Source organism: Stenotrophomonas sp. Ps181, from assembly GCF_025697425.1.
In the GTDB taxonomy this organism is placed as follows: domain Bacteria; phylum Pseudomonadota; class Gammaproteobacteria; order Xanthomonadales; family Xanthomonadaceae; genus Stenotrophomonas; species Stenotrophomonas sepilia.
Map to the genome: position 1 here is coordinate 82,736 of NZ_JAHWBI010000008.1, position 21,506 is coordinate 104,241.

Below are 21,506 nucleotides of genomic sequence, written 5' to 3' on the forward strand. Positions count from 1 at the left end.
TACGCAGCCGCTTCGAATGCCAATAGAAATTCGCTAAGGAATCTCTGAATCCGAGAGCGAAGAACTATTGTTGCACGCACCATTCGTGCAGCACGCGACACCGCCGGACGCATTCGCGCAGCTGCTCTGCTGATGGCGAATCAAACTGGCGCAATCGCCCACGCCACAAGCGAATAGCGCGACGGTCTTCTTTGCAACAGTTCTTAGTCTGCTTCGGCAGGCAGCGGCACCCGACAGACCGCACACCCCGAAAATCGGTTCAAACCCGACACCTCCAGCGAACCTTGCAGCTTCAACCGACCCCATCCTCAGCCGCATTCCCCACCAACAACTCAATCATCGCCCGGGCCGCCGCAGACTGCCGCCGATGCGGCGCATAGATCACCGAGAACGGCCTTGACCGCCCTCGCAGCTGCGGCAGCACTTCCACCAGCTGCCCGCGCTGCAGTCGCTCGCGCACGATGAACTCATAGCTCTGGCAGATGCCGATCCCTTGTTCGGCCAGCGACACCACGCCCAGCACATCGTCGGAAGTCTCGATGGACGAACGCGGCAGCCAGTCCACGTCACGCCCGCCGTCGCGGAAGATCCACGGCGCGAGCCGCCCGGTGCGCGGCATCACGAACGGCAGGCACAGGTGCTGCTGCAGGTCGTCCAGCGTCTGCGGCGTGCCACGGCGTTGCAGGTAGTCCGGCGCGGCCACCAGCAGCAGTGGCGCATCCTCCAGCTTCCGCCCCACCAGCCCACTGTCCGGCAGCTGGCCCAGGCGGATGGCCAGGTCGAAGCCTTCAGCCACCAGGTCCACGTTGCGGTTGGTGATGTTCAGTTCCACTTGTACCTGCGGGTACTGCTGCGCAAAGCGCGCCAGCACGGGCGGCAGCCGGTAGTGGCCATAGGTGGTGGGCACGCTCAGGCGCACGCGGCCGGCCAGCGCGCCGTCCTGGGCCAGTACGTCGCGCTCGGCGTCATCCAGCAGGCCGAAGGCGGTGCGCACCTGCTCCAGGTAGAGCCGCCCGGCGTCGGTCAGGCCCACGCGGCGGGTGGTCCGCTGCAGCAGCTGCCGGCCCAGCCGCGCTTCCAGGCGGGTGACCGCGCGGCTCAGCACCGAGGGCGTGGTGGACAGCGCCACCGCGCCGGCCGTGAACGAGCCGTGCTCGACCACCGCCAGGAACACCTCCACATCGCCCAGGTAGTCGAACTTGCGGCTCATTTGGCTCTCCGGGGAACAGATGTTTTGCGGTGGGGCCAATTTATCGCCGCTGGGGCGATGAATAAAGTGGCGGCCATTCCCCGATAGGAGCTACCCCATGAACCTGATGACCCGGCTGGCCGCAGCGCTGGCCCTGACCCTGGCCGCGAGCGGCGCGCAGGCCGCCAACGTGCTGGTGGTGCTGTCCGACGAAAACCACCTGGACCTGAAGGACGGCAAGGTGCTGTCCACCGGCTTCTATCTCAACGAGCTGATGCAGCCGGTCAAGCTGCTGCTGGACGCGGGCCACGAGGTGACCTTCGCCACGCCGCAGGGCCGGGCGCCGACGGTGGATGCGTCCTCGGTGACGCCGGCGTACTTCGGCAACGACGCCGCGCAGCTGACGCTGCACAAGGACCTGCTGGAGAAACTGGCGCTGACCTCGCCGACGGTCTCGCCGGTGGTCAGCTTGGCGCGCATCGAGCAACAGGGCTATGGGCGTTTCGATGCGGTCTACATTCCCGGTGGCCACGCGCCGATGCAGGACCTGCTGAAGAGCCCGGCGCTGGGCCGGTTGCTGGCCGACTTCCACCAGCGCAACAAGACCACCGCGCTGGTCTGCCACGGGCCGATCGCGCTGCTGTCCACGCTGCCGGATGCGGCGGGTTTCGTGGCGAAGCTGGAAGCCGGTGCGATGCCAGCCACGCCGAAGTGGATCTACAGCGGCTACCGGATGACGGTGATCAGCAACCAGGAAGAAGCGCAGGCCAAGCCGCTGCTGGGCGGCGGTGAGATGAAGTTCTACCCGCAGACCGCGCTGCAGCGGGCAGGTGCGACGTTCAGCAGCAACACCACGCCGTGGACCGGACATGTGGTGGTGGACCGCGAGCTGATTACCGGGCAGAACCCGGCGTCGGCGCTGGAGGTGGGGCAGCGGTTGGTGGAGCGTCTGAAGTAAGCCGGGTTCTGCATAGCGTGCGGTGCCGTGGCAACATGGTGGACTGGCCTCGTCCTTCTGGGCGGGGCCGGTTTTCTAGGGAAGCCCTCGAACACGACATGCGAACGTCCTTCTTCATTCTCTCCGCCCTGTGCCTTGGCCTGCTGTCTGGCTGTGCCAGTGGCCCGGAGGAGCACGTTTCAAGCCGCGAGATCACCAGTGCGTTCGTGGCCGACGACGGCCAGTTGTACCTGCTGCCGCGCTATGACGAGCCGATGCGCTTCAATGCTGCACCGTTCCGCGAGTACCGGGCGCTGATGGACAGCCCGCTGCGCGAGGCGCTGGCCTGCGCGCAGATGTACTTCCATGAGGATTGGCGCGACCCGGCCAACAAGGCCAAGGTGCACGGCAGCTATGCGCTGCTGCTGCGGCCGGAGCAGGTGACGCCGGAACAGGCCGCGCAGTTCAAGCTGGAGCGGATTGAGGTCGCCCCGCGTGAGGCCAAGGCCGTGGAGGAGCGGGCGCGCTACTACCTGCCGATGGACCGGACCCGTTACGCGCTGGCGTTTGATCGCGCCTGCAATCTTTCAAGGAAGGGCGGCAGCTATTACAGTGCGCTGTTCGAGGGCGACGGCGAGCAGGTGCAGTTGCCGGATGCTGCGGCACTGGCGGAGAAGGGGAAGCTGGCACAGCCGATCAATGCGCGGGCGCAGCGGATCCTGCCGGAGAGGGAGGACAAGCCGGGTGTGGGTTCGGCGGCGGGCAAGGTGCTCGGCGCGGCGCTGATCCCTGTGGCGGTTCCGGTGTTTGTGTTGAGCCTGCCGTTCCTGGGGCCGGATCACTGGAAGTGAAAGGGCGTTGGGGGAGAGCCATCCACGCGTGACGTGGATCTACTTGGGTATCGCCTGAAAGTTCATCCTGGAGATCTGTGTGCCCAGCACGCTGGAAACTGTTTTGAAGACTGTAGGTTTCATTGTCCTCGCGGCCCCTCCGTTGGTGATCCTCTGGTTCACCCTTCGGCGAATGTCGGCAACTGCTCGCTCGTCCGTGAAATCGGGGCTGCATTTGCATCCCCCGCGCCGGATTTCCGGCAGGTCCATGACCTTGGTGATGGTGGATGGGAAAGAGGATCGGGAGCACTACTTCTTTGATGCGGCTTCCTTTTACCTACGGCGTGGGCCGGTGCCCACGGGGGTTCCGCTTTCGCAGATCACCTCAGTCACTCGCACCTCCGACAAGATCTGCGGGCGCTATGTCTGGCAGGTGTGCTTCAGCAAAGCATCGGGCAGAAAGTGCGTGACGTTCACCAACAACCTGACGCTGTTCAATCGGGATTTCCTGCTGTTCCTTGAGGCCGTGCGGAAGGCCAATCCGCTGGCGACCGTTGATCGGGCGGGCATCCGCTTCTAACGGTGGGCCGACATGCGGCGCCAGTTAAAGGGAGTTGGCCCGTGTAGGTACACTGGCGGCCTATACCCAATGGATGCTCGCCCATGTTCTCTGGAAAGGTTGCGGTGGTCACCGGCTCCACCAGTGGTATCGGTCTAGGCATTGCCATGGCGCTGGCGCGGCAGGGCGCCGACATCGTGCTGAACGGCTTCGGCGATGCGGCGGAGATCGAACGCATCCGTACCGGCCTGGAAACCGAGTTCGGCGTGCGGGTGGCGCATGACGGCGCCGACCTTTCCCGTGGCGAGGCGGTGCGCGGGATGATCGATCGCGCCGTTGCAACGATGGGGCGCATCGACATCCTGGTAAATAACGCAGGCATCCAGCACACGGCGTCGATTGAGGAATTTCCGGTCGAGAAGTGGGATGCGATCCTGGCGCTGAATCTCTCGGCGGTGTTCCATGCAACGGCGGCGGCGTTGCCGCACATGAAGCAGCAGGGCGCCGGCCGCATCATCAACATTGCGTCGGTACACGGCCTGGTGGGCTCGGTGAACAAGTCGGCCTATGTGGCGGCCAAGCATGGCGTGGTCGGCTTCACCAAGGTGACCGCGCTTGAGAATGCGGGCACCGGCATCACCGCAAACGCGATCTGCCCGGGCTGGGTGCGGACGGCGCTGGTCGAGCAGCAGATCACCGCGTTGGCGGAGAAGGAAGGCACGGATCAGGAGTCCGCCGCCCGCGCGCTGCTGGCCGAGAAGCAGCCTTCGCTGCAGTTCGTGACGCCCCAGCAACTGGGCGAGATGGTGGTGTTCCTGGCTTCGGACGCGGCGGCACAGATCACCGGCACGGCGCTGCCGGTGGATGGAGGCTGGACGGCGCGCTAGTTGGCTGGCTGCGCCTTACGCTGCATCATCGGCAGCGCCACCAGCGTGGCGAGAATGGTGAACAGCACCAGCGACGAGCCTACCGTGCCGAAGCCCAGGCCGCCCTTTTCCAGCGGCTTGGTGAGCAGGTCGCCGAAGGTGGCGCCGAACGGGCGGGTGAGTACGAAGGCGATCCAGAACAGGATAACCCGGTTGATGCCCGTGATGCGACTGGCCAGTGCGGTGAGCGCGATGAGGCTGCCGATCAGCAGCGCGCCACCGGTGAAGCCCAGCCCCGAATCGTCGGCGAGGAAGTCGCCCAGCGCGGTGCCGAGCGTGTTGGAGAACAGCACGGCGGTCCAGTAGAAGCCTTCGGCGCGGCGCGATGCGATGTTGCTGACCGAGATCGACTTCTCCGACATGCGCCAGGCCAGCAGCACCAGCGCCAGGCAACCGGCCAGCAGGCAGGCGCCGGTGGCGTAGCCCAGGCCGAGCGTGCGGTCGATCAGGCCCGACAGGGTGGTGCCGGCCGTGCTGGTGGCCAGCACCACCGACCAGAACAGCATCGGGTGGAAGCGCCGTGCCGACAGCTGCACGCCCAGCAGGCTGGCGAAGATCGTCAGCAGGATGGCCGAGCTGGCCACGTAGCCCAGGTTGAGCGTCATTGACAGCAGGTCGCCCGCGGTCTCGCCGAGGGTGGTGGCGGCGATCTTCATCACCCAGAAGCCGAGGGTGACCGCCGCCACTTTGCTATGCAGGGAATCTGCGTCTGAAGCACGCATCGAACGTCGCCCGGGAAGCCTGCCGGTAATGCTGTGGCAGGCGGTGTCGGAGTGCAGTCGGAACCGGATTTGGCGAGGGTGAGCATGGGGGCGGCGTTCAGCCGGCGCTGGTACATCGGCCAAGTCATGGTTGTTCGCCGCGGGAAGCGACAAGCCTCAGGATCGCAGGCGATCCTGAGGCCCGCTCTTAGTCCACGTTGAGTCGTGACAATGTGGTAGCAGCAGGGGTGATTTCAACTCTGCGCATGCAGCCAAACTTCGTGCCCTTGAACCAGAAAGCAATAACTGAATCTCCAACTTGGGTTCCGAGCGTATTCCATTCGAGATCACTCGCAGCGTGATTTATCACCAGAATACTGGGGTACCGCTTGCGGACCGAGGAGAAGGGTATGCAGCTGCCTGAGAGATCGAATGAAACAGAATCGGCACGATTGTCCTTGCCCATCACAATTGCGAGGTCATCGGCAAACAGTGACGGGCCAATTACGGCGCGCTGTTCTTGTCTGGTCTTTGATCCGGAGACATCCATGCGTGCAACGGAAGGGGGGATAAGCTTCTGCAGATCTCGCCCATCACCCGGAAGTGCAACGGCAATTCTTTCTGTTAATGCCCAGAACTTCTGCTGCGCGTCTGGGCTTGCCTTGGGTTCGGAGGCCGAGACGCCGGAGGAGAGCGTTACGAATGAAAGTACTAGAGCACTCGTGAGAAATTTCATCGATTACTGCTCCTCTTCATCTTCGGGTCCGTACAGCTCATCATACACATTTCCCCAGTGGACTTTGTAATTGACACCGGTTGTAGAGGTGACATTTGTGTCGCAAAACAAATCACCAACGCGCTTGTCTAGGTTCTGTCCGCCTGCGTTGATAAGTGTAAGTAGTGCGCCTGGATTCGCTGCTGCCAAGCCGATGTCTGAATATCCTTCGCTTGTGTTTAGTATCTCGCTTCGTGCGGTGGCGTTATTGAGGACGGCTCGGCCTTCGTTGGTGCATGCCTTTTCAATATAGTCTTCTCGCGTTCCTAGGGGGAAGCTGGCGTCGAAGTTTACATGCCCCATCTCATGGCTAACTTGAGAAACGCGCGAATAGATACCAGGGAGGTCCGGGCTTTGCGGGTTGCAGGTGAAGTTCTGTACGTACACCACTCCGTTTTCCTTGTCGAGGTAGGAGCTCGAGGAATATGCAAACGAATAGGTTGTTGAGTTGACCTGTCCCGTCAATGTGGGAGATGCGTAGATGATGAAATCTATGCAGTCGCCTAGGCCCGTATTGACTGGTGGCACCTGGGATCTAGCTTCTTGGGAACACATTCCTAGAATGACAACTACAAGAAAAGCTGCCGACTTCATGTCGCCTCCGCGCTCGATGATTGATTCGGATGTGCACTGCATGTGCGCAATCAGTATCGATAATTCGAGGGTGAGCGGCTGCGCATTGGTTCTCACTTGCGCGTAGGGGTTTTCCTATGTGGCTGCAGCATGCGTCGAAGCGGTGGGTGATCGCAAAGGTCAATCTGATTGCTTGGCATACTGGCTCGTCTGCAGCATGCCACCTTGTATCGAGCTTTCCCAAGGTGGTGCTAGTGCACAGCTGGCACCACCACTACCCTTGCGGCTTCGCAAACACATCCAATCCCTTGCCGGTCTCCAGCAACGACTTCAGGCTGGACAGCACGATCGGCCAGCCCTGGCGGATGCCGGTGTCCATGCCACTGCCGGGTTCAAGCTCGTCGTGGGTAACCGTCAGCCGCACCATGTCCTGGTAGGGCACGATGTCGAAGGTGACGCGGCTGTAGGCATCCGGGTGGTCGGCCTGCGAGGCGGCGGCCCAGGTGATGACCAGGCGCGAGGGCGGGGTGCTTTCCACCACGTCGCCGACCAGTTCGACCGAGCGCGTTTCGTTGGCGCGCACGTGCTGCCAGCGCGAGCCCGGTTTCCAGTCAGAGACGTTCTCATGGCCCCAGTAGCGACTGGCGATCTCGGGGCGGGTGATGGCCTCGAACACCTTCTGTGGGGTGGAGGCGATGTAGATCACGTGGATGAAGCGGGTGGACTCTGCGGACATCGTCATTCTCCTTCCAGTTCGCGTTTCAGGTCATGCAGCAGGCTCAGGCGCTGCTGCTCGAACTTGCGTACCCAGCGTTCGTAGACTTCATGCAGCGGCACCGGGTTGATGAAGTGCAGCTTCTCGCGGCCACGGCGTACGGTGCTGATCAGGTTGGCGTCTTCCAGCAGGCCCAGGTGCTGGGTGACCGATTGCCGGGCCATGTCCAGGTGTTCGCACAGCTGGCCCAGGGTCTGGCCGTTGTCTGCGCAGAGCAGGTCCAGCAGCGTCCTGCGCGTAGGGTCGGCCAGGGCCTTGAACACCTTGTCTGCATTCATGCGGGACGTCTTCAGTTCCAGTTGTCGATCCTGATGTCGTGCGGGTTGGGCTGGCCCTTGCCGGTCTCCAGCAGTGCCTTCAGGCTCATCAGGAACACCGCCCACTTGGTGCTGCAGTGGGAGGTGAACTCGACGCGTTCCTTCCAGCCTTCGTGGGTGAACAGCACGATGCAGTAGTCGCCTTCCTGTTTCAGCGCGAAGCGCACGTGGGTACCGATCCATTCGGCAGGACCGGCGAGGAACTGCCAGAGCACGCGCTCGCCGGGAATGAGCTGTTCCAGCTTCATGTCCATGGCGCCGATTTCCTGGCCGTTGTTGGTGAAACGCACCTTGACGGTGCCGCCGACGTTGCGGTCGCCGTGAGCGTCTTCTGCCCACCAGGCGGCGACGCCTTCGGGGGTGGCCAGTGCTTGATACACCTGGCTTGCGGGGGCCTTGATGCCGACCCGGTGTGCGATATCCACCATTGCAGGTTCCTCGCATGGGCAGGCAGGCGCCGCCCTTGGATGGACTATATGCAGGCAAATACCTGCATGGCAAATCCAGCCACGAATGCCCGGGTTTGGTAGTGCCGACCGCTGGCCGACATCCCGGTGGAGTCAGGGGCGTGCAGTTGCCGGCCAGCGGCCGGCACTACCAGATGCTGCTGAGCTCGCAGCGGGGAGTTGACAGTGGGCCAACCTACTAGTAGGTTGGCGACATGAAAGAGTCGCTCTCGCCCAAGGCCCAGGAGATCCTGGCCCACGCCCGTGCGCTGCTGGAAGCCGGTGGCTACAACGGCTTCAGCTACGCCGACGTGTCGGCGCGGGTGAACGTCAGCAAGGCCAGCATCCATCACCACTTCCCCAGCAAGGCGGACCTGGTGCGCACGGTGGTTGAGCTGTACCGGGCCGAGGCGCGCGAGGGCCTGGCGCTGCTGGATCGCCAGCTCGACGACCCGCTGCAGGAACTCAACGCGTATGTGGAGTACTGGTCCAGCTGTATTGCCGGGGGGACGTCTTCGTTCTGCATCTGCGCGATGCTGGCAGCCGAGGCGCCGATGATTCCTGCGGAGATTGCCGATGAAGTGCGCGGGCATTTCGAGGATCTGAGCGGATGGCTGACGGTGACGCTGGAGAAGGGCGCGGCGCAAGGCCAGTTGCGCCTGCAGGGTTCAGCGGCGGACGAGGCCAAGGCCTTCATGTCATCGGTGCATGGCGCGATGCTGGCCGCGCGCGGTTTCGGTGACGCGGCGACCTTCGCTGCGCTGGCACGGCTGGCCATCGCGCGGGTGAGCGCGGCGACCTGAGCGATGTGTGGTGGGCCTGCGGCGACGCGGGCCTTCTTTTTGAGTCCAATGCCTACCTACTAGTAGGTTCATACTGTTCCGGAGATATTCCCATGTCGCACCCTCTGTCCACGCTTGGCGTGATCCATACCGCTGTCAGCCTGATCCCGGTGTTGAGCGGCCTGTATGCCTTCATCCGCCACCGCGCAATCGATCCCGCCACGCGCGCGGGCAAGCTGTACCTGGCCGGACTGGTACTGTCGGTGGCCACCTCGTTCACGGTCTCCAGCACCGGGGGGCTCAATCCGGGCCACGCGTTCGGGGTGGTCGTGCTGCTGGTGGCATTCGGCGGCGTGCTGGCCGCTCGGCTGCGCTGGCTGGGGCGCGCCGCGCGTTACCTGTCGACCTTCGCACTGTCGTTCAGCTTCCTGCTGTCGCTGGTGCCGGGCGTCAATGAAACGCTGACCCGCCTGCCGGCCACGCACCCGATTGCGGCGGCGCCGATGGCCCCGGTGGTGCTGCACACGCTGCTGGGATTGGCGGTAGCGTTTGTGATCGGCTATGCCGCGCAGTGCTGGAGGCTGCGAAACCGTGGCTTGGCAGGACGATCCTGAGACGCCGCCGGTCACCCCTGCGTCGCAAGTGCGCCCAGCAGTGCCACCGGTTCGATCAGTGCAGCCGAGCGCGCCGGGTCAAGTCGAATGTGCCGGCTGCAGAAGCCGAACGATCGGCCTGCGGCACGCTCGGGGACGCGTGCGGTCGCGTCGGGTGCCTCGATCTCCAGCACTTCGTCCACGGCCAGCGCCAGTGTTGCGGTGCCGGCGTTGATCAACAGCATGGCCGGGCTGCCACCCTCGAATGCCGGTTGGCCGGTCATGCGGCGCAGGTCGACGACGGGTAACGGTTGCCCACGGACCTCCAGGGTCGGTCTGCCATGGTGGTCTGCAGGGCCGAATCTCTCCGGACCGCGAATCTCGACCGCAGCCTGGATGTCGATGGCGAACAGGACGGTGCCTGCACGCACGACGATGATCTCGAACAGGTCGGCAGGCGATGCGCGTGTTTCCGTTGCAGGGTGGGCGGGTACGGGCATGCGATGGGCGTGGCGAAGACGATGGGAAGGGGGATCTGGATGATGACGCCTGAACGCAACGTGCGGCCGCGTCGGCGTGCGCGTGCAAGGCGACGGTTCAGTGTGTATCAGGCGTTTGCGCGTGTCGCGCCGACGGTGCCGACGCGTGGAAAATGCGGACGCAGCAGGCCGACGAGCTGATCCATGCCCGGGATGGCGTGGCCGAACTCGTCCCAGCGCGCATTCACCAGGCCGGATACCACGATCTGTCCGGTCTCGATGCAGGTCATCGCCCAGTAGGGTACGGCGCGTGCGCCGATTGCCATGTCCAGCACGGGGGCGATGGCGGCGTGCGAACGGCTGTCCTGGATGCGGCGCCTGACCGCCGCCAGGCCGTCGGGCGGGCCTTCGATGTATTGGAAAAACCGCTGTCCGTCGACGATCAGCGCACCGGTAATGTCCACCCGGCGATTGAACGCGGCAGATTGCGAGATGATCTGGCGGAGGGCTTGATTGGACAACCCAGCCGACATGCGGCTGGAGTAAGCAAATGCATGGAGCATGGAAGGGGCTTCTTGTGACGCACGTCACTATACGCACGCAAGCCCGCACCGTCGTGAGGCTTTGCTCACGCCACGCCTGGCACAGCGCACCGGGTCAACAGCCCACCAGGCGGTCGGCACCGAGACCGCTGCGGTGCTGGTTGCGGTACTCGGCAGGACTGGCGTCGACCTGGCCGCGGAAGTGCCGGCGGAACGACTCCTGCGAACCAAAGCCGGCCTGCTCGGCAATCCACTGCAGCGGCCGATCAGTGGTTTCCAGCAGCTCGCGGGCGAACGCAACGCGCTCGCGGATCAGCCAGTCGATCGGCGAAAGGCCGGTGGCCTCCAGGAACTGCCGCTGCAGGGTGCGCTGGCTGAGGGCCGCCTGCTCGGCGAGGCTGCCGAGCGAGTGCGGCTCGCGCAGGTTGCGGCGCATCCATTCCATCAGTTTCGCCAGCCGCGTGGGCTCGCCGTTGGGAATGGCACGGCTGACGCGCTGGCTGCGCCCGGCGTCGCGCCACGGCGCCAGCACCAGCCGTTCGGCAACCAGGTTGGCCACGCGCGCGCCGTAATCCTTGCGCACCATGTGCAGCATCATGTCCATGCCGGTGGCCGAGCCGGCCGAAGTGATGATGCTGCCGGTATCCACGTACAGCACATCCTCGCGGACGTCGATGCGCGGGAAGTCGCGTGAGAGTGCTTCGGTGAGGCGCCAGTGCGTGGTGGCCTGGCGGCCATCGAGCAGCCCGGCCCAGGCCAGCACGAAGGCGCCGGAGCAGATCGAGGTGATGCGCGCGCCACGGGCATGCGCACGGACGAGTGCATCGAGCAGCGCCTGTGGCGGGCGTTCGCTGGGCTCACGCCAGCCGGGGATGACGATGATGTCGGCGTCATCGACCGTGCTGAGATCGTAGGGCAGCTGCACCTGCGCATTACCGAGCATGCGCAGCGCGCCTGGCTCGCCTGCGCACAGCTGGGTGCGGTACCAGGCCACGCCCAGTTCCGGCCGCACCGGCGCGAACAGGCCAACCGCGCAGCCGAACTCGAACAGCCCCTGGCCGTGGCAGGCAACGATGGCGACGAGCGGTGCGCTGGGATCGGCGGGTGGGCTGTGCATGGCTTGATGCTACGGGTGGCGGTGCGTGGCGCTGAGTGCTGCGCGGGCATGAGGTGATGCAGGGCAGGCATATGGAGCGGTCGCTCCCTTCCTGTAGACCCGCGCCCACGCTCGGCTCAGTGCCGGCGGGGGGATGCATCTGACGCCGTCGCGAAGAGCAGCCGAGCGTGGGCTCGGCCCTGCAGGCAGCAGCGCACCGCTGCGGCCGTCTAACGTCATTACCAGCGGTCATGTGGGTGGCCGGATGTTACGGCAGGGTGACGCGATCCCGCCTGTTGCCGCGGGTGAACAGGCCCTTGAATGGAAGCGTGTTTCCGGCCCACTCCCACGAGCCCCCATGCCTGCTGCCCATGCCCCTGTGCTGAACACTCTCGCCGTCCTGATCGCCTCCGTTCTGGCCGCATCGCCTGGCCACGCGGCTGAAGCCGATGCCGATCCCGCTGCCACCGCCGCGACAGCCAACGTGGCCGCGTCCACGCTGGATGCGGTGGTCGTTACCGGATCGCGCACCAGCACGCGCACGGTGAAGAACAGCTCCACGCCGATCGATGTGATTTCCGCAGAGGATCTTGCTGCAACCGGCCAGGGCAACCTGCTGGAAGCATTGCAGCGCAGCCTGCCGTCGCTGAGCCAGATCGGTGGCTACCAGAGCGACCAGGAGAGCCTGATCCGTGGCTACCAGCTGCGCAATCTGTCGCCGGGTTACACGCTGGTGCTGGTGAACGGCAAGCGCCGCAATGCCAGTGCCTATGTGAGCGGTGCCAACGGCGGCGGCTTCCCGGGCCATGCCTGGGCCGACCTGGCGCTGATTCCGGTCTCGGCCATTGACCATGTGGAAGTGCTGCGCGATGGCGCGTCGGCCATCTATGGTTCGGACGCGATCACCGGCGTGGTCAACGTGATCCTGAAGTCGCAGGCGCACGGTGGCGAGCTCGCCGTGGAAAGCGGGCAGAGCATTGATGGCGATGGCTCGCGCACCAGCGTGCGTGCCAACGTGGGCCTGCCGTGGGGCGCCGATGGCTTCGTCAACCTGTCTGGCGAGACCACGCGGCAGCACCACGCGATCCGTACCCGCCGTTACATCGATGGCTACCTGAGCTATCCGGCGGTGGATGCCAACGGTAACCTGGTCGCACTGCGTCCGAACAACCGGTTGCCGGCCGGCGCATCGCCGAACCCGGCCGAGGCCAGCCGCGATGCCGAGGCCAACACCATCCTCAGTTCGCCATCGTATGCGTTGAAGGCGTTTGCGGTGAACGTGGGCCATGGCCTGGGCGACAGCGCGCAGTTCTACGCCAATGCCACCGCCAGTGATCGCACCGCGCAGGCGATCCAGAACTTCCGCCTGCCGGCGACCATTTTCACCACCTACAAGGCGCCGGGTGTGCTGAGCGTGTTTCCCGATGGCTTCCTGCCGGTGCTGGAAACCAAGGAGAAGCAGTACACAGGTACTGCAGGTGTGAAAGGCCAGATCGTAGGTTGGGACTACGACGCCAGCCTGACCGGCAACCGCAGCACGGTGCGCACGTATACCCGCAATTCGGTGAACTACTCGCTGCCGTACCCCGGTTCGCCCACCGATTTCTATGATGGCAAGCTGGACTACCAGCAGGGCATCGCCAACCTGGACCTGCGACGTGGCTTCGAGGTGGCGGCATTCGCTTCGCCGCTGGAAGTGAGCGCCGGCGCCGAGTACCAGCATGAACAGTACGAGCGCGGGGCAGGGCAGTGGGAGTCGTACACCGGCTTCGGTGCCGCCGCCTTCGTCGGCTATTCGACTGCCGATGCGGTGAAGGCTACCCGCAACAGCAAGGCAGTGTACGTGGGTGCGGCCACCAACATCACCTCGCGCTGGTACCTGGATGCCGCCGCGCGCTGGGAAGACCATTCGGACTTCGGCAGCGTTTCCACCGGTCGCCTGACCACGCGCTTCGACTTCACTGACGCGCTGGGTGTGCGCGCCACGGTCAGCAACGGCTTCCATGCCCCCAGCCTGGGCGCGCAGTTCTACCAGGCCACCGGCAGCTGCCCGTGCGGGACCACGCTGGTGGCGCAGGTGTCTTCGCCGGCGGCGATTGCGTTGGGTGCCACACCGCTGAAGCCGGAAAAGGCCACCAACTACAGCCTGGGCGTGACCTGGGATCCGAGCCCGGCGTTCCACCTGGCCGTGGATGCGTACCAGATCGACATCCGTGGCCAGCTCGGCCAGTCCAGCCAGGTCGGCTACAACGCGCAGGATCCAGCGCGCATCACCGACAACAGCGGCACGGTGCTGACTGCGGCGCAGAAGAACACCATCGATGCGCTGCTGGGTTCGGCCGGCATCAGCATCCTGCCGGGGGATGCGTTCTACGCCAGCTACTTCACCAATGTTGGCAATACCCGCACCCGCGGTGTCGAGCTGACCCTGGAAGCGAACCAGGAAACGGCGTGGGGCAAGCTGCGCTGGAGCTACGCGGCCAACGTCGGCCGCACCACGATCCGGAAGGTCAGTGATATTCCGGCGGCGCTGCAGGGGCTGCCCAACATCAACCTGTTGACCAAGAGCAGCGAGTACGCGTTGCGCTTCCGCACGCCCCGCTATACGCAGGTGGCCGGGCTGGGCTGGCAGAACGGGCGCTGGCGCTCGAATGTCGACTTCACCTACTACGGCCCGATCAAGCGCCTGAACAACGGCGTGGAGTACAAGCAGCCGCCGGTGCTGGTGACCAACCTGTCCGGTGGCGTGGAACTGGGTGCGGGCTGGAGCGCGGCGCTGGGCATCAACAACGTGTTCGACAAGCGCACCCGCAGGGTGCCGGAGTACGCGCGCAGTGCTACCGATGTGGCCAGCATCGACACGACGTGGGATTCGGGCGACGTGCTGAGCCGGATCGGGACGTTCTGGTACGGGCGGATCAATTACCGGTTCTGATGTGGAGCAGCCGAGCATGACTCGGCTCTACAAAACGCGAAAGGCGGCCGGACAGGGTCCGCCATCATCGAGGAGCAGTTCATGTCTTCTGCATTGAGGGTGGTTGCAGTGGTGGGGTCACCGACCAGCTCGGCGACGTCGCGCACGTTGCTGCTGGTGCGGCATCTGTTGGCGTCGCTGCAGCAGCGGGTGCACGCCAGCGTGGAGCGGGTGGAGCTGGCGCCGATCGCGCGCTCAGTGGGGCAGTCGCTGTCGCGCAGTGAAGTGGAGCCGGCGGTGGAACAGGCGCTGCAGACCATCGAGACCGCCGAACTGCTGGTGGTGGCCGCGCCGGTGCATCGCGGTTCGTACCCAGGGCTGTTCAAGCACCTGGTCGACTTCATCGAGCTGGAGGCGCTGGTGGATACACCGGTGCTGCTGGCGGCGACCGGTGGCAGCGAGCGTCATGCACTGGTGATCGACCACCAGTTGCGGCCATTGTTCAGTTTCCTGCAGGCCCACACGCTGCCGATCGGGGTGTATGCCACACCGGCTGACTTCGATGGCGAGCACATCAACAGTGCAGCGTTGCAGGCCCGCATCGCGCTGGCGACCGAGCGGGCGGCCGGGCATCTGGCTACGCAGGCGCTGGCAGCACCTGCGCCGCTGCGACGCATCGCCTGATGCCATAACCGGCGGCGCTTTGCTTATCGCCAAGGCGCATCTGCGTGGCCGGATCTGACCGCCGATTGTCGCCTGGCACCGCCACCGCAAGCACCGGCATCCCTAGCATCGAAATCGAAGCGGCACCGCATTGCCGGCCCAGATGAGGACCCCCCAATGACGCTCGACGCAGCAAGCAAACCCATCCTGTTCCTGCTCGACCGCGAGTTCGAGGATGGCCAGATTCCTGGCCAGCGCTTCTTCTGCCGGCACAGCCTGCTGCTGGAAGGGGCGCTGTCGAGCATCGACGGCCTCGACGCGCAGCTGGACGTACGTCGCATCGGCTTCGCACGACCACGTCGCGAGGTGATCGCGGAGATTGGCGAGCAGGACCAGTCGCTGCCGAAGCTGGTGCTGCCGCAGGGCGTGCACAGCGCGCTGGCCAGTGGTGCCCACCAGGATCGCCAGTACGTTTCCGGTGCCGAGCCGATCCTGGCGGCGCTGAACGGATTGCTTGGCATCCCCGTGGCCCATCCCTGAGCGAGGACACGACCATGAGCTATCTGATCAGCGTCCTGGACAAGAGCCCGGTGGCCGAAGGCGCCTCGCCAGAGCAGGCGCTGCGCAACAGCCTGCAGTTGGCGCAGCGCGCCGAGCAGCTGGGCTATCACCGGTACTGGTTCGCCGAGCATCATGCCGCTCCGGCGCTTGCCAGCCCGGCGCCGGAAGTGCTGGCGGCCTGGGTGCTGGCGCAGACCCGGCGCATCCGCATCGGCAGTGGCGGGGTGATGCTGCGCCACTATGCGCCGTACAAGGTTGCAGAGAACTTCAACCTGCTGGCGGCGTTGGCGCCGGGGCGCGTGGATCTGGGCGTGGGCAAGGCGCCCGGTGGCCTGCCGGCATCGACCGCCGCGCTGGCGGCGGGGCGCCCGGCGTTCGCCGATTTCGACCAGCAGCTGCGCGACCTGGAGGGCTATCTGTCCGATGCCGCATCCGACGCGCTGGCGCGCCCGATTCCACAGCAGGCGCCGGAGCGCTTCCTGCTCGGTGCCAGCCCACAGAGCGCGAAGCAAGCAGCCGAACTGGGCTGGCGCTTCGTGTATGCCGCGCACTTCGATGGCGAGCCGAAGCACATCGAGGCCGCGTTCGATGCCTATCGCAGTGCCGCTACGCAGCCCCCGCTGCTGGCCACGGTGGCCTTCGCCGCACCTACGGCCGAAGCGGCTGCGCGGCATATCGGTGCGCTGCGCGTCTACAAGCTGCACCTTGGTCCCGGGCAGGCGGTGAACCTGCCCAGCCCCGAGGCGGCTGCCGAGTATGCGCGCCAGGTGGGCGTGGCCGACTTCCGCATCGAGGAAACGCGCCCCAGCGTGCTGTCCGGTGATGCGCAGCACGTACGCGGCGAACTGGACGCGCTGCACCGGCGTTTCGGCGTAGGCGAGTTCATTCTCGACGCGCCGGTGGCCGACCTCGACGCACGCCTGACATCCCTCGAACTGCTGTCGCCCGCGCCGCGCGCGGCGGTGGCCTGACCTGCAGGAGCGATTCCCATGAGCACGACCCCCCGCCACATTCCGTTCGGCATCATGCTGCAGGGTCCCGGTAGCCACATGCATGCCTGGAAGCATCCGTCCAATCCGGCTGATGCCAGCGTCAACCTGCAGTTCTACATCGACATCGCGCGCACCGCCGAGGACAACGGCATCGCCTTCGGCTTCGTGGCCGACGGCCTGTACATCAACGAGAAGTCGATCCCGCACTTCCTCAACCGGTTCGAGCCGATCTCGCTGCTGTCGGCGTTGGCCACGGCGACGAAGAAGATCGGCCTGGCCGGTACGCTGTCGACGTCCTACAGCGATCCGTTCACAGTGGCCCGCCAGTTCGCCTCGCTGGACCTGCTCAGCGGCGGCCGCGCCGGCTGGAACGTGGTGACCTCGCCACTGGAAGGTTCCGGCCGCAACTACGGCCGCCCCCATCCGGAGCATGCGCTGCGCTACCAGATCGCCGACGAGTATCTGGAGGTGGTGCAGGGGCTGTGGGATTCCTGGGATGACGACGCCTTCGTGCGCGAGCGCGACAGCGGTTCCTTCTTGGCGCCGGAAAAGTTCCGTCGGCTCGACCACAAAGGTCGCTTCTTCCAGGTGGAAGGGCCGCTCAACATCCAGCGTTCGCCACAGGGCCAACCGGTGATCTTCCAGGCCGGTTCGTCCGACGATGGCATCGCGCTGGCCGGCAAGTACGCCGATGCGGTGTTCACCCATTCGCCGTCGCTGGAAGAAACCCGCGCGTTCACCCAGAAGGTGAAGAACTCGGCGATCGCGCATGGCCGGAGCGGCAACGACGTGAAGATCTTCCCGGGCATCGGCCCCATCGTCGGCCGTACCGCCGAGGAGGCTGAAGCCAAGTACCAGGCGATTGCCGCGCTGGCCACGCTGGAGGATGCGCTGGCCTATCTCGGCCGCTTCTTCGACCACCATGATTTCAGCCAGTACGACCCGGATGCTGCCTTCCCGGAGCTGGGTGGAATCGGCAGCAACTCGTTCCGTTCCACCACCGATCGCATCAAGCAGGATGCGCGAGAAAAGGGGCTGAGCCTGCGCCAGGTGGCATTGGAGGCGGTGAGCCCGCGACCGGACTTCATCGGTACGCCGGAGCACGTGGCCGATGAGTTGATCCGCTGGTTCGATGCTGGTGCCAGCGACGGCTTCATCCTGGGCTTTGCCGCGCAGCGCGAGGGCCTGGACGATTTCGTGACCCAGGTACTGCCGATCCTGCAGGCGCGCGGCTACCACCAGCGCGAGCTGGAAGGACAGACCCTGCGCGGGCATCTGGGTCTGCCGTACAAGGCCAGCCGCTATGCGACCGATGCCGAACCGGCACGGAAGGCAGGATAAGGCGATGAGCGGAGAAACCGCGGTAGCGCCGGGCCACGGCGGGCGGACTTCCCCAACCAGCGGCATATTGCCGGAGATCGCGGCACGCGCCGAGGCCGCTATCGCGATTCGCCATGATCTGCACCGGCACCCGGAGCTGGCCTTCGAGGAGCATCGCACCAGCGCCCGCGTGGCCGAGTTGCTGCAGCAGTGGGGCTATGAGGTGACCACCGGTCTCGGCGGCACCGGCGTGGTCGGCACGTTGCAGCGTGGGCAGGGCAGCCGTCGGCTGGGGCTGCGTGCGGACATCGATGCCCTGCCGATCCACGAGGACTCGGGCCTGGCCTACGCCAGCCAGACCGACGGCCTGATGCATGCCTGCGGCCATGATGGTCACACCGCCATCCTGTTGTCCGCCGCGCATTACCTGGCCCATCACGGCAATATCGACGGCACCTTGCAGCTGGTATTCCAGCCTGCAGAGGAGACGGGTTCGGGCGCATCGAAGATGATTGCCGACGGCCTGTTCGAGCGCTTCCCGGTGGATGCGATCTATGGGCTGCATAACTGGCCGGGCGTGCCGGTGGGTCACTTCGGCTTTGTCGATGGCCCGGCGATGGCGTCGGTGGACTGGGCGCGGCTGAGGGTGATCGGCAAGGGCGGGCATGGTGCCGAGCCACAGGGGAGTGTCGACCCGATCCTGGCGGCGGCGCATATCGTCACCGCGTTGCAGAGTGTGGTGTCGCGCAATGTCGACCCGCGGCAGATGGGCGTGGTTACGGTTGGCTCGATTCACGGCGGGCAGGCCGCCAACGTGATTCCGGACGTGGTCGAGCTGAAGCTGACCGTGCGCGCCTATCTGCCGGAAGTGCGCGACACGCTGCGGCGGCGGGTCACTGAACTTGCCGAGCAGACCGCCGCCGCGTTCGGCGCGCGCGCCGAGGTCGAATTCCCGCGCGGCTTTCCCAGTGTGATCAATCACCCGCAGCAGACCGCCTACATCCGCGGGTTGGCTGTACGGGGTTTTGGTGCCGCACAGGTCGTGCCCGGATTTGCGCCGCGCACGGCCAGCGAGGACTTTGCCTTCCTGCTGCAGGCGCGGCCCGGCAGCTTCGTGTTCGTCGGCAACGGCGACAGCGCACCGTTGCACAGCCCGCGCTATGTGTTCAACGACGCCGCAATCGCACCCGCCGCCAGCCTGTGGGCGCGGCTGGCCGAAGACTACCTGGTGAAGGACGCGACATGAGCCACGACGAACGCTTCCTCTATACCTCGGTCGATGACCCGCTGGCGCGGCCGCTGTTCGATGGCCTGGAGCGGGAATACGACAGTCGCTACGCCGATGTGCGCCGACGCATCGGCGGCAGCGCCCGCGAGGAACTGCAGCGCTACCCGGCGCAGGCATTTGCCGCGCCGGTAGGGGCGTTTGTGCTGCTGCTGCGCGAAGGTGTGGCGATCTCTGGCGGTGCCTTCATGCCGCACCGCGATCCCGACACCGCCGAATTCAAGCGCATCTGGACGCTGCCGGGGGTGCGCCGCCAGGGCATCGCGCGGCGCGTGCTTCAGGAACTGGAAGAGCAGGCGGCACGCCAGGGCTATCGGCGCGTGTTCCTGACCACCGGCTTCCGCCAGCCCGAAGCTGTCGGCCTGTACCTCAGCCACGGCTACACCGCGCTGTTCGATCTGGATGCCGATCCGGAAGCCGTCGCGCACTTGCCCTTCGAGAAGCACCTTGGGCAACCCGCGCCAGTGCTTTCTCCGTCGCAGGCCGTGCTGCACGGGGCCCATGCATGAGTACACCGTCGTCTGCGCTTGAGGGAATCACTGCGCGTCCTGCGCCAGCGCCCGAATTGAAGATCGTGCCGGCCCGGCATCCACTGCAGGGGGTTGGTACGGTGCTGGCGCTCGCGCTGATCCTGATCGGCCTTCAATCAGTCCTTGGAAATCCGCGTTGGGGCTGGGGCACTTTTGCCGAATGGTTCTTCGCGCGCCCAGTGCTTGAGGGACTGGGCCGTACGCTGTTGCTGACCGCGCTCGGCACTGGCCTCGGTTTCGCGCTGGGCACCTTGCTGGCGTTGGCCCGCGTCTCCGGTTCGCCGCTGCTGTCGGCGGTGTCGTGGGGCTACGTGTGGCTGTTCCGCTCGATCCCGCTGCTGGTGCTGTTGCTGCTGCTGAACAACCTGGGCTACCTGTACAGCACCATCGAGCTGGGCGTGCCGTTCACCGGCATCAACCTGTTCTCGTACCCGACCACGCAGCTGATCGGTGTGTTTACTGCCGCGGTGCTGGGCCTGACCCTGAACCAGGCCGCGTTCTCGGCCGAAGTGATCCGGGGCGGCATTCTGTCGGTTGACCACGGCCAGTACGAGGCCGCCGCCGCGCTGGGCCTGCCACGTGGCCGCCAGGTGCGCCGCATCATCCTGCCGCAGGCGATGCGCTCGATCCTGCCGGCCGCGTTCAACGATGTGATCGGCCTGGCCAAGAGCACTTCGGTGGTCTACGTGCTGGCGTTGCCGGAGCTGTTCTACACCGTGCAGGTGATCTACCGCCGCAACCTGGAGGTGGTGCCGCTGCTGATGGTGGCCACGGTCTGGTACCTGGTGATCCTGACCGTACTTTCACTGCTGCAGCGGCGCGTAGAGCAGCGCTTCGCGCGCGGCCAGCTGCAGCGCGAGCGCTCGGCATCGCGCGTGTCATCGCCGCTGCGCGTGCACAGCGATGCTGCGCCGCGCTTGATCCACCGACCGCGCATCGCCACCCAGGTCGAATCGGGCGAGGGCGCGGCGCTATCGCTGCATGGCGTGAGCAAGGCGTTTGGCGACCAGCCGGTGCTGGAGGATGTGGATTTGGACCTGCGCGCCGGCAGCGTGACGGTGTTGATCGGCCCATCGGGCGCCGGCAAGTCCACGCTGCTGCGGCTGATCAACCACCTGGAGCGTGCCGACAGCGGCTACGTGACCGTCGGCGGCCAGCTGATCGGCTACCGCCGTGACGGTGACACCCTGTACGAACTGCCCGAGCGTGAGATCCGCCGTCGGCGTGCCGAGGTGGGCATGGTGTTCCAGGGTTTCAATCTGTTTCCGCACCTGACCGCGCTGGAGAACATCATCGAGGCACCGATCGCGGTGCGTGGCGTGCCACGTGCGCAGGCCGAACAACAGGCGCGCACGCTGCTGGAGCGGGTCGGTCTGGCCGACAGGGCCGATGCGTTCCCGCGCCAGCTGTCCGGTGGCCAGCAGCAGCGCATCGCGATTGCCCGCGCGCTGGCGCTGCAGCCGAAGGTGCTGCTGTTCGACGAACCCACCTCTGCGCTGGACCCGGAACTGGTGGCTGAAGTGCTCAGTGTGATCGAGGAGCTGGCCCGCTCCGGCACCACGCTGGTAATTGTCACCCATGAGTTGAGCTTCGCCCGCCGCGTGGCCGACCACGTCGTGATGATGGACCAGGGGCGGGTGATCGAGCAGGGCACGCCCGACGCCGTATTAGAGCGGCCGCGCCAGCAACGCACGGCCGATTTCCTGGCCAGGACCCTGTAA

General features: G+C 65.6%; 24 protein-coding genes. 14 read left to right on the top strand and 10 right to left on the bottom strand.

What is annotated here, in order from left to right; translation table 11 throughout:
- Positions 1 to 292: 292 nt before the first annotated feature.
- Positions 293 to 1,210: a LysR family transcriptional regulator gene (locus tag KXV01_RS17590; protein WP_263467976.1), complete on the bottom strand. Its 918-nt coding sequence runs from the start codon at positions 1,208 to 1,210 to the stop codon at positions 293 to 295.
- 97 nt (positions 1,211 to 1,307) lie between these two features.
- On the opposite strand from KXV01_RS17590, the gene KXV01_RS17595 reads away from it, so the two are divergent.
- The 4 genes from KXV01_RS17595 to KXV01_RS17610 all read left to right on the top strand — a co-directional run bounded on the left by KXV01_RS17595 (position 1,308) and on the right by KXV01_RS17610 (position 4,402).
- A complete protein-coding gene (locus KXV01_RS17595; RefSeq protein WP_164284351.1) occupies positions 1,308 to 2,147 on the top strand; it encodes a type 1 glutamine amidotransferase domain-containing protein in 840 nt (279 codons plus the stop codon).
- Positions 2,148 to 2,245: 98 nt separating this feature from the next.
- Complete coding sequence (locus KXV01_RS17600) at positions 2,246 to 2,977, top strand: hypothetical protein (protein ID WP_263467977.1); 732 nt, start codon at positions 2,246 to 2,248, stop codon at positions 2,975 to 2,977.
- 79 nt (positions 2,978 to 3,056) lie between these two features.
- Positions 3,057 to 3,536, top strand: coding sequence for a hypothetical protein (locus KXV01_RS17605; protein ID WP_263467978.1), 480 nt, complete (start codon positions 3,057 to 3,059; stop codon positions 3,534 to 3,536).
- Positions 3,537 to 3,619: 83 nt separating this feature from the next.
- On the top strand, positions 3,620 to 4,402 hold the full coding sequence (locus KXV01_RS17610; RefSeq protein ID WP_263467979.1) for a 3-hydroxybutyrate dehydrogenase: 783 nt from the start codon (positions 3,620 to 3,622) through the stop codon (positions 4,400 to 4,402).
- Here KXV01_RS17610 and KXV01_RS17615 read toward each other — a convergent pair.
- From KXV01_RS17615 to KXV01_RS17640, 6 genes are all read right to left on the bottom strand, one after another.
- Positions 4,399 to 5,163: a hypothetical protein gene (locus KXV01_RS17615; protein ID WP_263467980.1), complete on the bottom strand. Its 765-nt coding sequence runs from the start codon at positions 5,161 to 5,163 to the stop codon at positions 4,399 to 4,401. The two genes, KXV01_RS17610 and KXV01_RS17615, sit on opposite strands and share 4 nt — an antisense overlap.
- A gap of 187 nt (positions 5,164 to 5,350) precedes the next feature.
- Positions 5,351 to 5,878 carry a hypothetical protein gene (locus KXV01_RS17620; RefSeq protein WP_263467981.1) on the bottom strand — a complete coding sequence of 176 codons (528 nt, stop codon included), beginning with the start codon at positions 5,876 to 5,878 and terminating at the stop codon, positions 5,351 to 5,353.
- Positions 5,879 to 5,881: 3 nt separating this feature from the next.
- Positions 5,882 to 6,511 (bottom strand): hypothetical protein, encoded by a 630-nt coding sequence (locus KXV01_RS17625; RefSeq protein WP_164284365.1) that lies wholly within the window; start codon positions 6,509 to 6,511, stop codon positions 5,882 to 5,884.
- Positions 6,512 to 6,764: 253 nt separating this feature from the next.
- The gene (locus tag KXV01_RS17630; RefSeq protein ID WP_263467982.1) at positions 6,765 to 7,226 is read right to left on the bottom strand and encodes an SRPBCC family protein; all 462 of its coding nucleotides are present in this window, start codon (positions 7,224 to 7,226) and stop codon (positions 6,765 to 6,767) included.
- Between the two features lie 2 nt (positions 7,227 to 7,228).
- The gene (locus KXV01_RS17635; RefSeq protein WP_010484635.1) at positions 7,229 to 7,543 is read right to left on the bottom strand and encodes a metalloregulator ArsR/SmtB family transcription factor; all 315 of its coding nucleotides are present in this window, start codon (positions 7,541 to 7,543) and stop codon (positions 7,229 to 7,231) included.
- An 11-nt stretch (positions 7,544 to 7,554) separates the two neighbouring features.
- Positions 7,555 to 8,010: an SRPBCC domain-containing protein gene (locus tag KXV01_RS17640; RefSeq protein WP_263467983.1), complete on the bottom strand. Its 456-nt coding sequence runs from the start codon at positions 8,008 to 8,010 to the stop codon at positions 7,555 to 7,557.
- A gap of 233 nt (positions 8,011 to 8,243) precedes the next feature.
- Here KXV01_RS17640 and KXV01_RS17645 point away from each other — a divergent pair, with 233 nt between their 5' ends.
- Both KXV01_RS17645 and KXV01_RS17650 read left to right on the top strand, forming a co-directional pair.
- A complete protein-coding gene (locus tag KXV01_RS17645; RefSeq protein ID WP_111096160.1) occupies positions 8,244 to 8,831 on the top strand; it encodes a TetR/AcrR family transcriptional regulator in 588 nt (195 codons plus the stop codon).
- Positions 8,832 to 8,923: 92 nt separating this feature from the next.
- Positions 8,924 to 9,424, top strand: a complete 501-nt coding sequence (locus KXV01_RS17650; RefSeq protein WP_111096161.1) for a hypothetical protein — start codon at positions 8,924 to 8,926, stop codon at positions 9,422 to 9,424.
- Between the two features lie 11 nt (positions 9,425 to 9,435).
- On the opposite strand, the gene KXV01_RS17655 is transcribed toward KXV01_RS17650, so the two are convergent.
- The 3 genes from KXV01_RS17655 to ftrA form a co-directional block, all read right to left on the bottom strand.
- Positions 9,436 to 9,903, bottom strand: a complete 468-nt coding sequence (locus tag KXV01_RS17655) for a chemotaxis protein CheW (RefSeq protein WP_263467984.1) — start codon at positions 9,901 to 9,903, stop codon at positions 9,436 to 9,438.
- 107 nt (positions 9,904 to 10,010) lie between these two features.
- Positions 10,011 to 10,445, bottom strand: coding sequence for a BLUF domain-containing protein (locus KXV01_RS17660; protein WP_049438695.1), 435 nt, complete (start codon positions 10,443 to 10,445; stop codon positions 10,011 to 10,013).
- A gap of 94 nt (positions 10,446 to 10,539) precedes the next feature.
- Entirely contained in the window at positions 10,540 to 11,541 is a 1,002-nt protein-coding gene (gene ftrA, locus KXV01_RS17665) for a transcriptional regulator FtrA (protein ID WP_263467985.1), read from the bottom strand.
- Positions 11,542 to 11,878: 337 nt separating this feature from the next.
- Here ftrA and KXV01_RS17670 point away from each other — a divergent pair, with 337 nt between their 5' ends.
- The 8 genes from KXV01_RS17670 to KXV01_RS20045 all read left to right on the top strand — a co-directional run bounded on the left by KXV01_RS17670 (position 11,879) and on the right by KXV01_RS20045 (position 21,506).
- On the top strand, positions 11,879 to 14,455 hold the full coding sequence (locus tag KXV01_RS17670) for a TonB-dependent receptor (protein ID WP_263467986.1): 2,577 nt from the start codon (positions 11,879 to 11,881) through the stop codon (positions 14,453 to 14,455).
- Positions 14,456 to 14,536: 81 nt separating this feature from the next.
- The gene (msuE, locus tag KXV01_RS17675; RefSeq protein WP_263467987.1) at positions 14,537 to 15,118 is read left to right on the top strand and encodes an FMN reductase; all 582 of its coding nucleotides are present in this window, start codon (positions 14,537 to 14,539) and stop codon (positions 15,116 to 15,118) included.
- A gap of 156 nt (positions 15,119 to 15,274) precedes the next feature.
- A complete protein-coding gene (locus KXV01_RS17680; RefSeq protein WP_049413843.1) occupies positions 15,275 to 15,637 on the top strand; it encodes a DUF3088 family protein in 363 nt (120 codons plus the stop codon).
- A 14-nt stretch (positions 15,638 to 15,651) separates the two neighbouring features.
- Positions 15,652 to 16,629, top strand: a complete 978-nt coding sequence (locus tag KXV01_RS17685; RefSeq protein WP_049439106.1) for an MsnO8 family LLM class oxidoreductase — start codon at positions 15,652 to 15,654, stop codon at positions 16,627 to 16,629.
- Positions 16,630 to 16,647: 18 nt separating this feature from the next.
- On the top strand, positions 16,648 to 17,991 hold the full coding sequence (locus KXV01_RS17690) for an LLM class flavin-dependent oxidoreductase (protein ID WP_263467988.1): 1,344 nt from the start codon (positions 16,648 to 16,650) through the stop codon (positions 17,989 to 17,991).
- Between the two features lie 4 nt (positions 17,992 to 17,995).
- Positions 17,996 to 19,216, top strand: coding sequence for a M20 aminoacylase family protein (locus tag KXV01_RS17695; RefSeq protein ID WP_263467989.1), 1,221 nt, complete (start codon positions 17,996 to 17,998; stop codon positions 19,214 to 19,216).
- Positions 19,213 to 19,764, top strand: coding sequence for a GNAT family N-acetyltransferase (locus KXV01_RS17700; protein WP_111096168.1), 552 nt, complete (start codon positions 19,213 to 19,215; stop codon positions 19,762 to 19,764). The genes KXV01_RS17695 and KXV01_RS17700 overlap by 4 nt, the downstream gene beginning before the upstream one ends.
- Positions 19,761 to 21,506: an amino acid ABC transporter permease/ATP-binding protein gene (locus tag KXV01_RS20045; protein WP_111096169.1), complete on the top strand. Its 1,746-nt coding sequence runs from the start codon at positions 19,761 to 19,763 to the stop codon at positions 21,504 to 21,506. Before KXV01_RS17700 ends, KXV01_RS20045 begins: the two co-directional genes overlap by 4 nt.

Bases quoted from the DNA above. Each gene is read 5' to 3' on its own strand.
- KXV01_RS17590 (WP_263467976.1), bottom strand. From the start codon at position 1,210: ATGAGCCGCAAGTTCGACTACCTGGGCGATGTGGAGGTGTTCCTGGCG.
- KXV01_RS17595 (WP_164284351.1), top strand. From the start codon at position 1,308: ATGAACCTGATGACCCGGCTGGCCGCAGCGCTGGCCCTGACCCTGGCC.
- KXV01_RS17600 (WP_263467977.1), top strand. From the start codon at position 2,246: ATGCGAACGTCCTTCTTCATTCTCTCCGCCCTGTGCCTTGGCCTGCTG.
- KXV01_RS17610 (WP_263467979.1), top strand. From the start codon at position 3,620: ATGTTCTCTGGAAAGGTTGCGGTGGTCACCGGCTCCACCAGTGGTATC.
- KXV01_RS17615 (WP_263467980.1), bottom strand. From the start codon at position 5,163: ATGCGTGCTTCAGACGCAGATTCCCTGCATAGCAAAGTGGCGGCGGTC.
- KXV01_RS17620 (WP_263467981.1), bottom strand. From the start codon at position 5,878: ATGAAATTTCTCACGAGTGCTCTAGTACTTTCATTCGTAACGCTCTCC.
- KXV01_RS17625 (WP_164284365.1), bottom strand. From the start codon at position 6,511: ATGAAGTCGGCAGCTTTTCTTGTAGTTGTCATTCTAGGAATGTGTTCC.
- KXV01_RS17630 (WP_263467982.1), bottom strand. From the start codon at position 7,226: ATGTCCGCAGAGTCCACCCGCTTCATCCACGTGATCTACATCGCCTCC.
- KXV01_RS17635 (WP_010484635.1), bottom strand. From the start codon at position 7,543: ATGAATGCAGACAAGGTGTTCAAGGCCCTGGCCGACCCTACGCGCAGG.
- KXV01_RS17640 (WP_263467983.1), bottom strand. From the start codon at position 8,010: ATGGTGGATATCGCACACCGGGTCGGCATCAAGGCCCCCGCAAGCCAG.
- KXV01_RS17645 (WP_111096160.1), top strand. From the start codon at position 8,244: ATGAAAGAGTCGCTCTCGCCCAAGGCCCAGGAGATCCTGGCCCACGCC.
- KXV01_RS17650 (WP_111096161.1), top strand. From the start codon at position 8,924: ATGTCGCACCCTCTGTCCACGCTTGGCGTGATCCATACCGCTGTCAGC.
- KXV01_RS17655 (WP_263467984.1), bottom strand. From the start codon at position 9,903: ATGCCCGTACCCGCCCACCCTGCAACGGAAACACGCGCATCGCCTGCC.
- KXV01_RS17660 (WP_049438695.1), bottom strand. From the start codon at position 10,445: ATGCTCCATGCATTTGCTTACTCCAGCCGCATGTCGGCTGGGTTGTCC.
- ftrA (WP_263467985.1), bottom strand. From the start codon at position 11,541: ATGCACAGCCCACCCGCCGATCCCAGCGCACCGCTCGTCGCCATCGTT.
- KXV01_RS17670 (WP_263467986.1), top strand. From the start codon at position 11,879: ATGCCTGCTGCCCATGCCCCTGTGCTGAACACTCTCGCCGTCCTGATC.
- msuE (WP_263467987.1), top strand. From the start codon at position 14,537: ATGTCTTCTGCATTGAGGGTGGTTGCAGTGGTGGGGTCACCGACCAGC.
- KXV01_RS17680 (WP_049413843.1), top strand. From the start codon at position 15,275: ATGACGCTCGACGCAGCAAGCAAACCCATCCTGTTCCTGCTCGACCGC.
- KXV01_RS17685 (WP_049439106.1), top strand. From the start codon at position 15,652: ATGAGCTATCTGATCAGCGTCCTGGACAAGAGCCCGGTGGCCGAAGGC.
- KXV01_RS17690 (WP_263467988.1), top strand. From the start codon at position 16,648: ATGAGCACGACCCCCCGCCACATTCCGTTCGGCATCATGCTGCAGGGT.
- KXV01_RS17695 (WP_263467989.1), top strand. From the start codon at position 17,996: ATGAGCGGAGAAACCGCGGTAGCGCCGGGCCACGGCGGGCGGACTTCC.
- KXV01_RS17700 (WP_111096168.1), top strand. From the start codon at position 19,213: ATGAGCCACGACGAACGCTTCCTCTATACCTCGGTCGATGACCCGCTG.
- KXV01_RS20045 (WP_111096169.1), top strand. From the start codon at position 19,761: ATGAGTACACCGTCGTCTGCGCTTGAGGGAATCACTGCGCGTCCTGCG.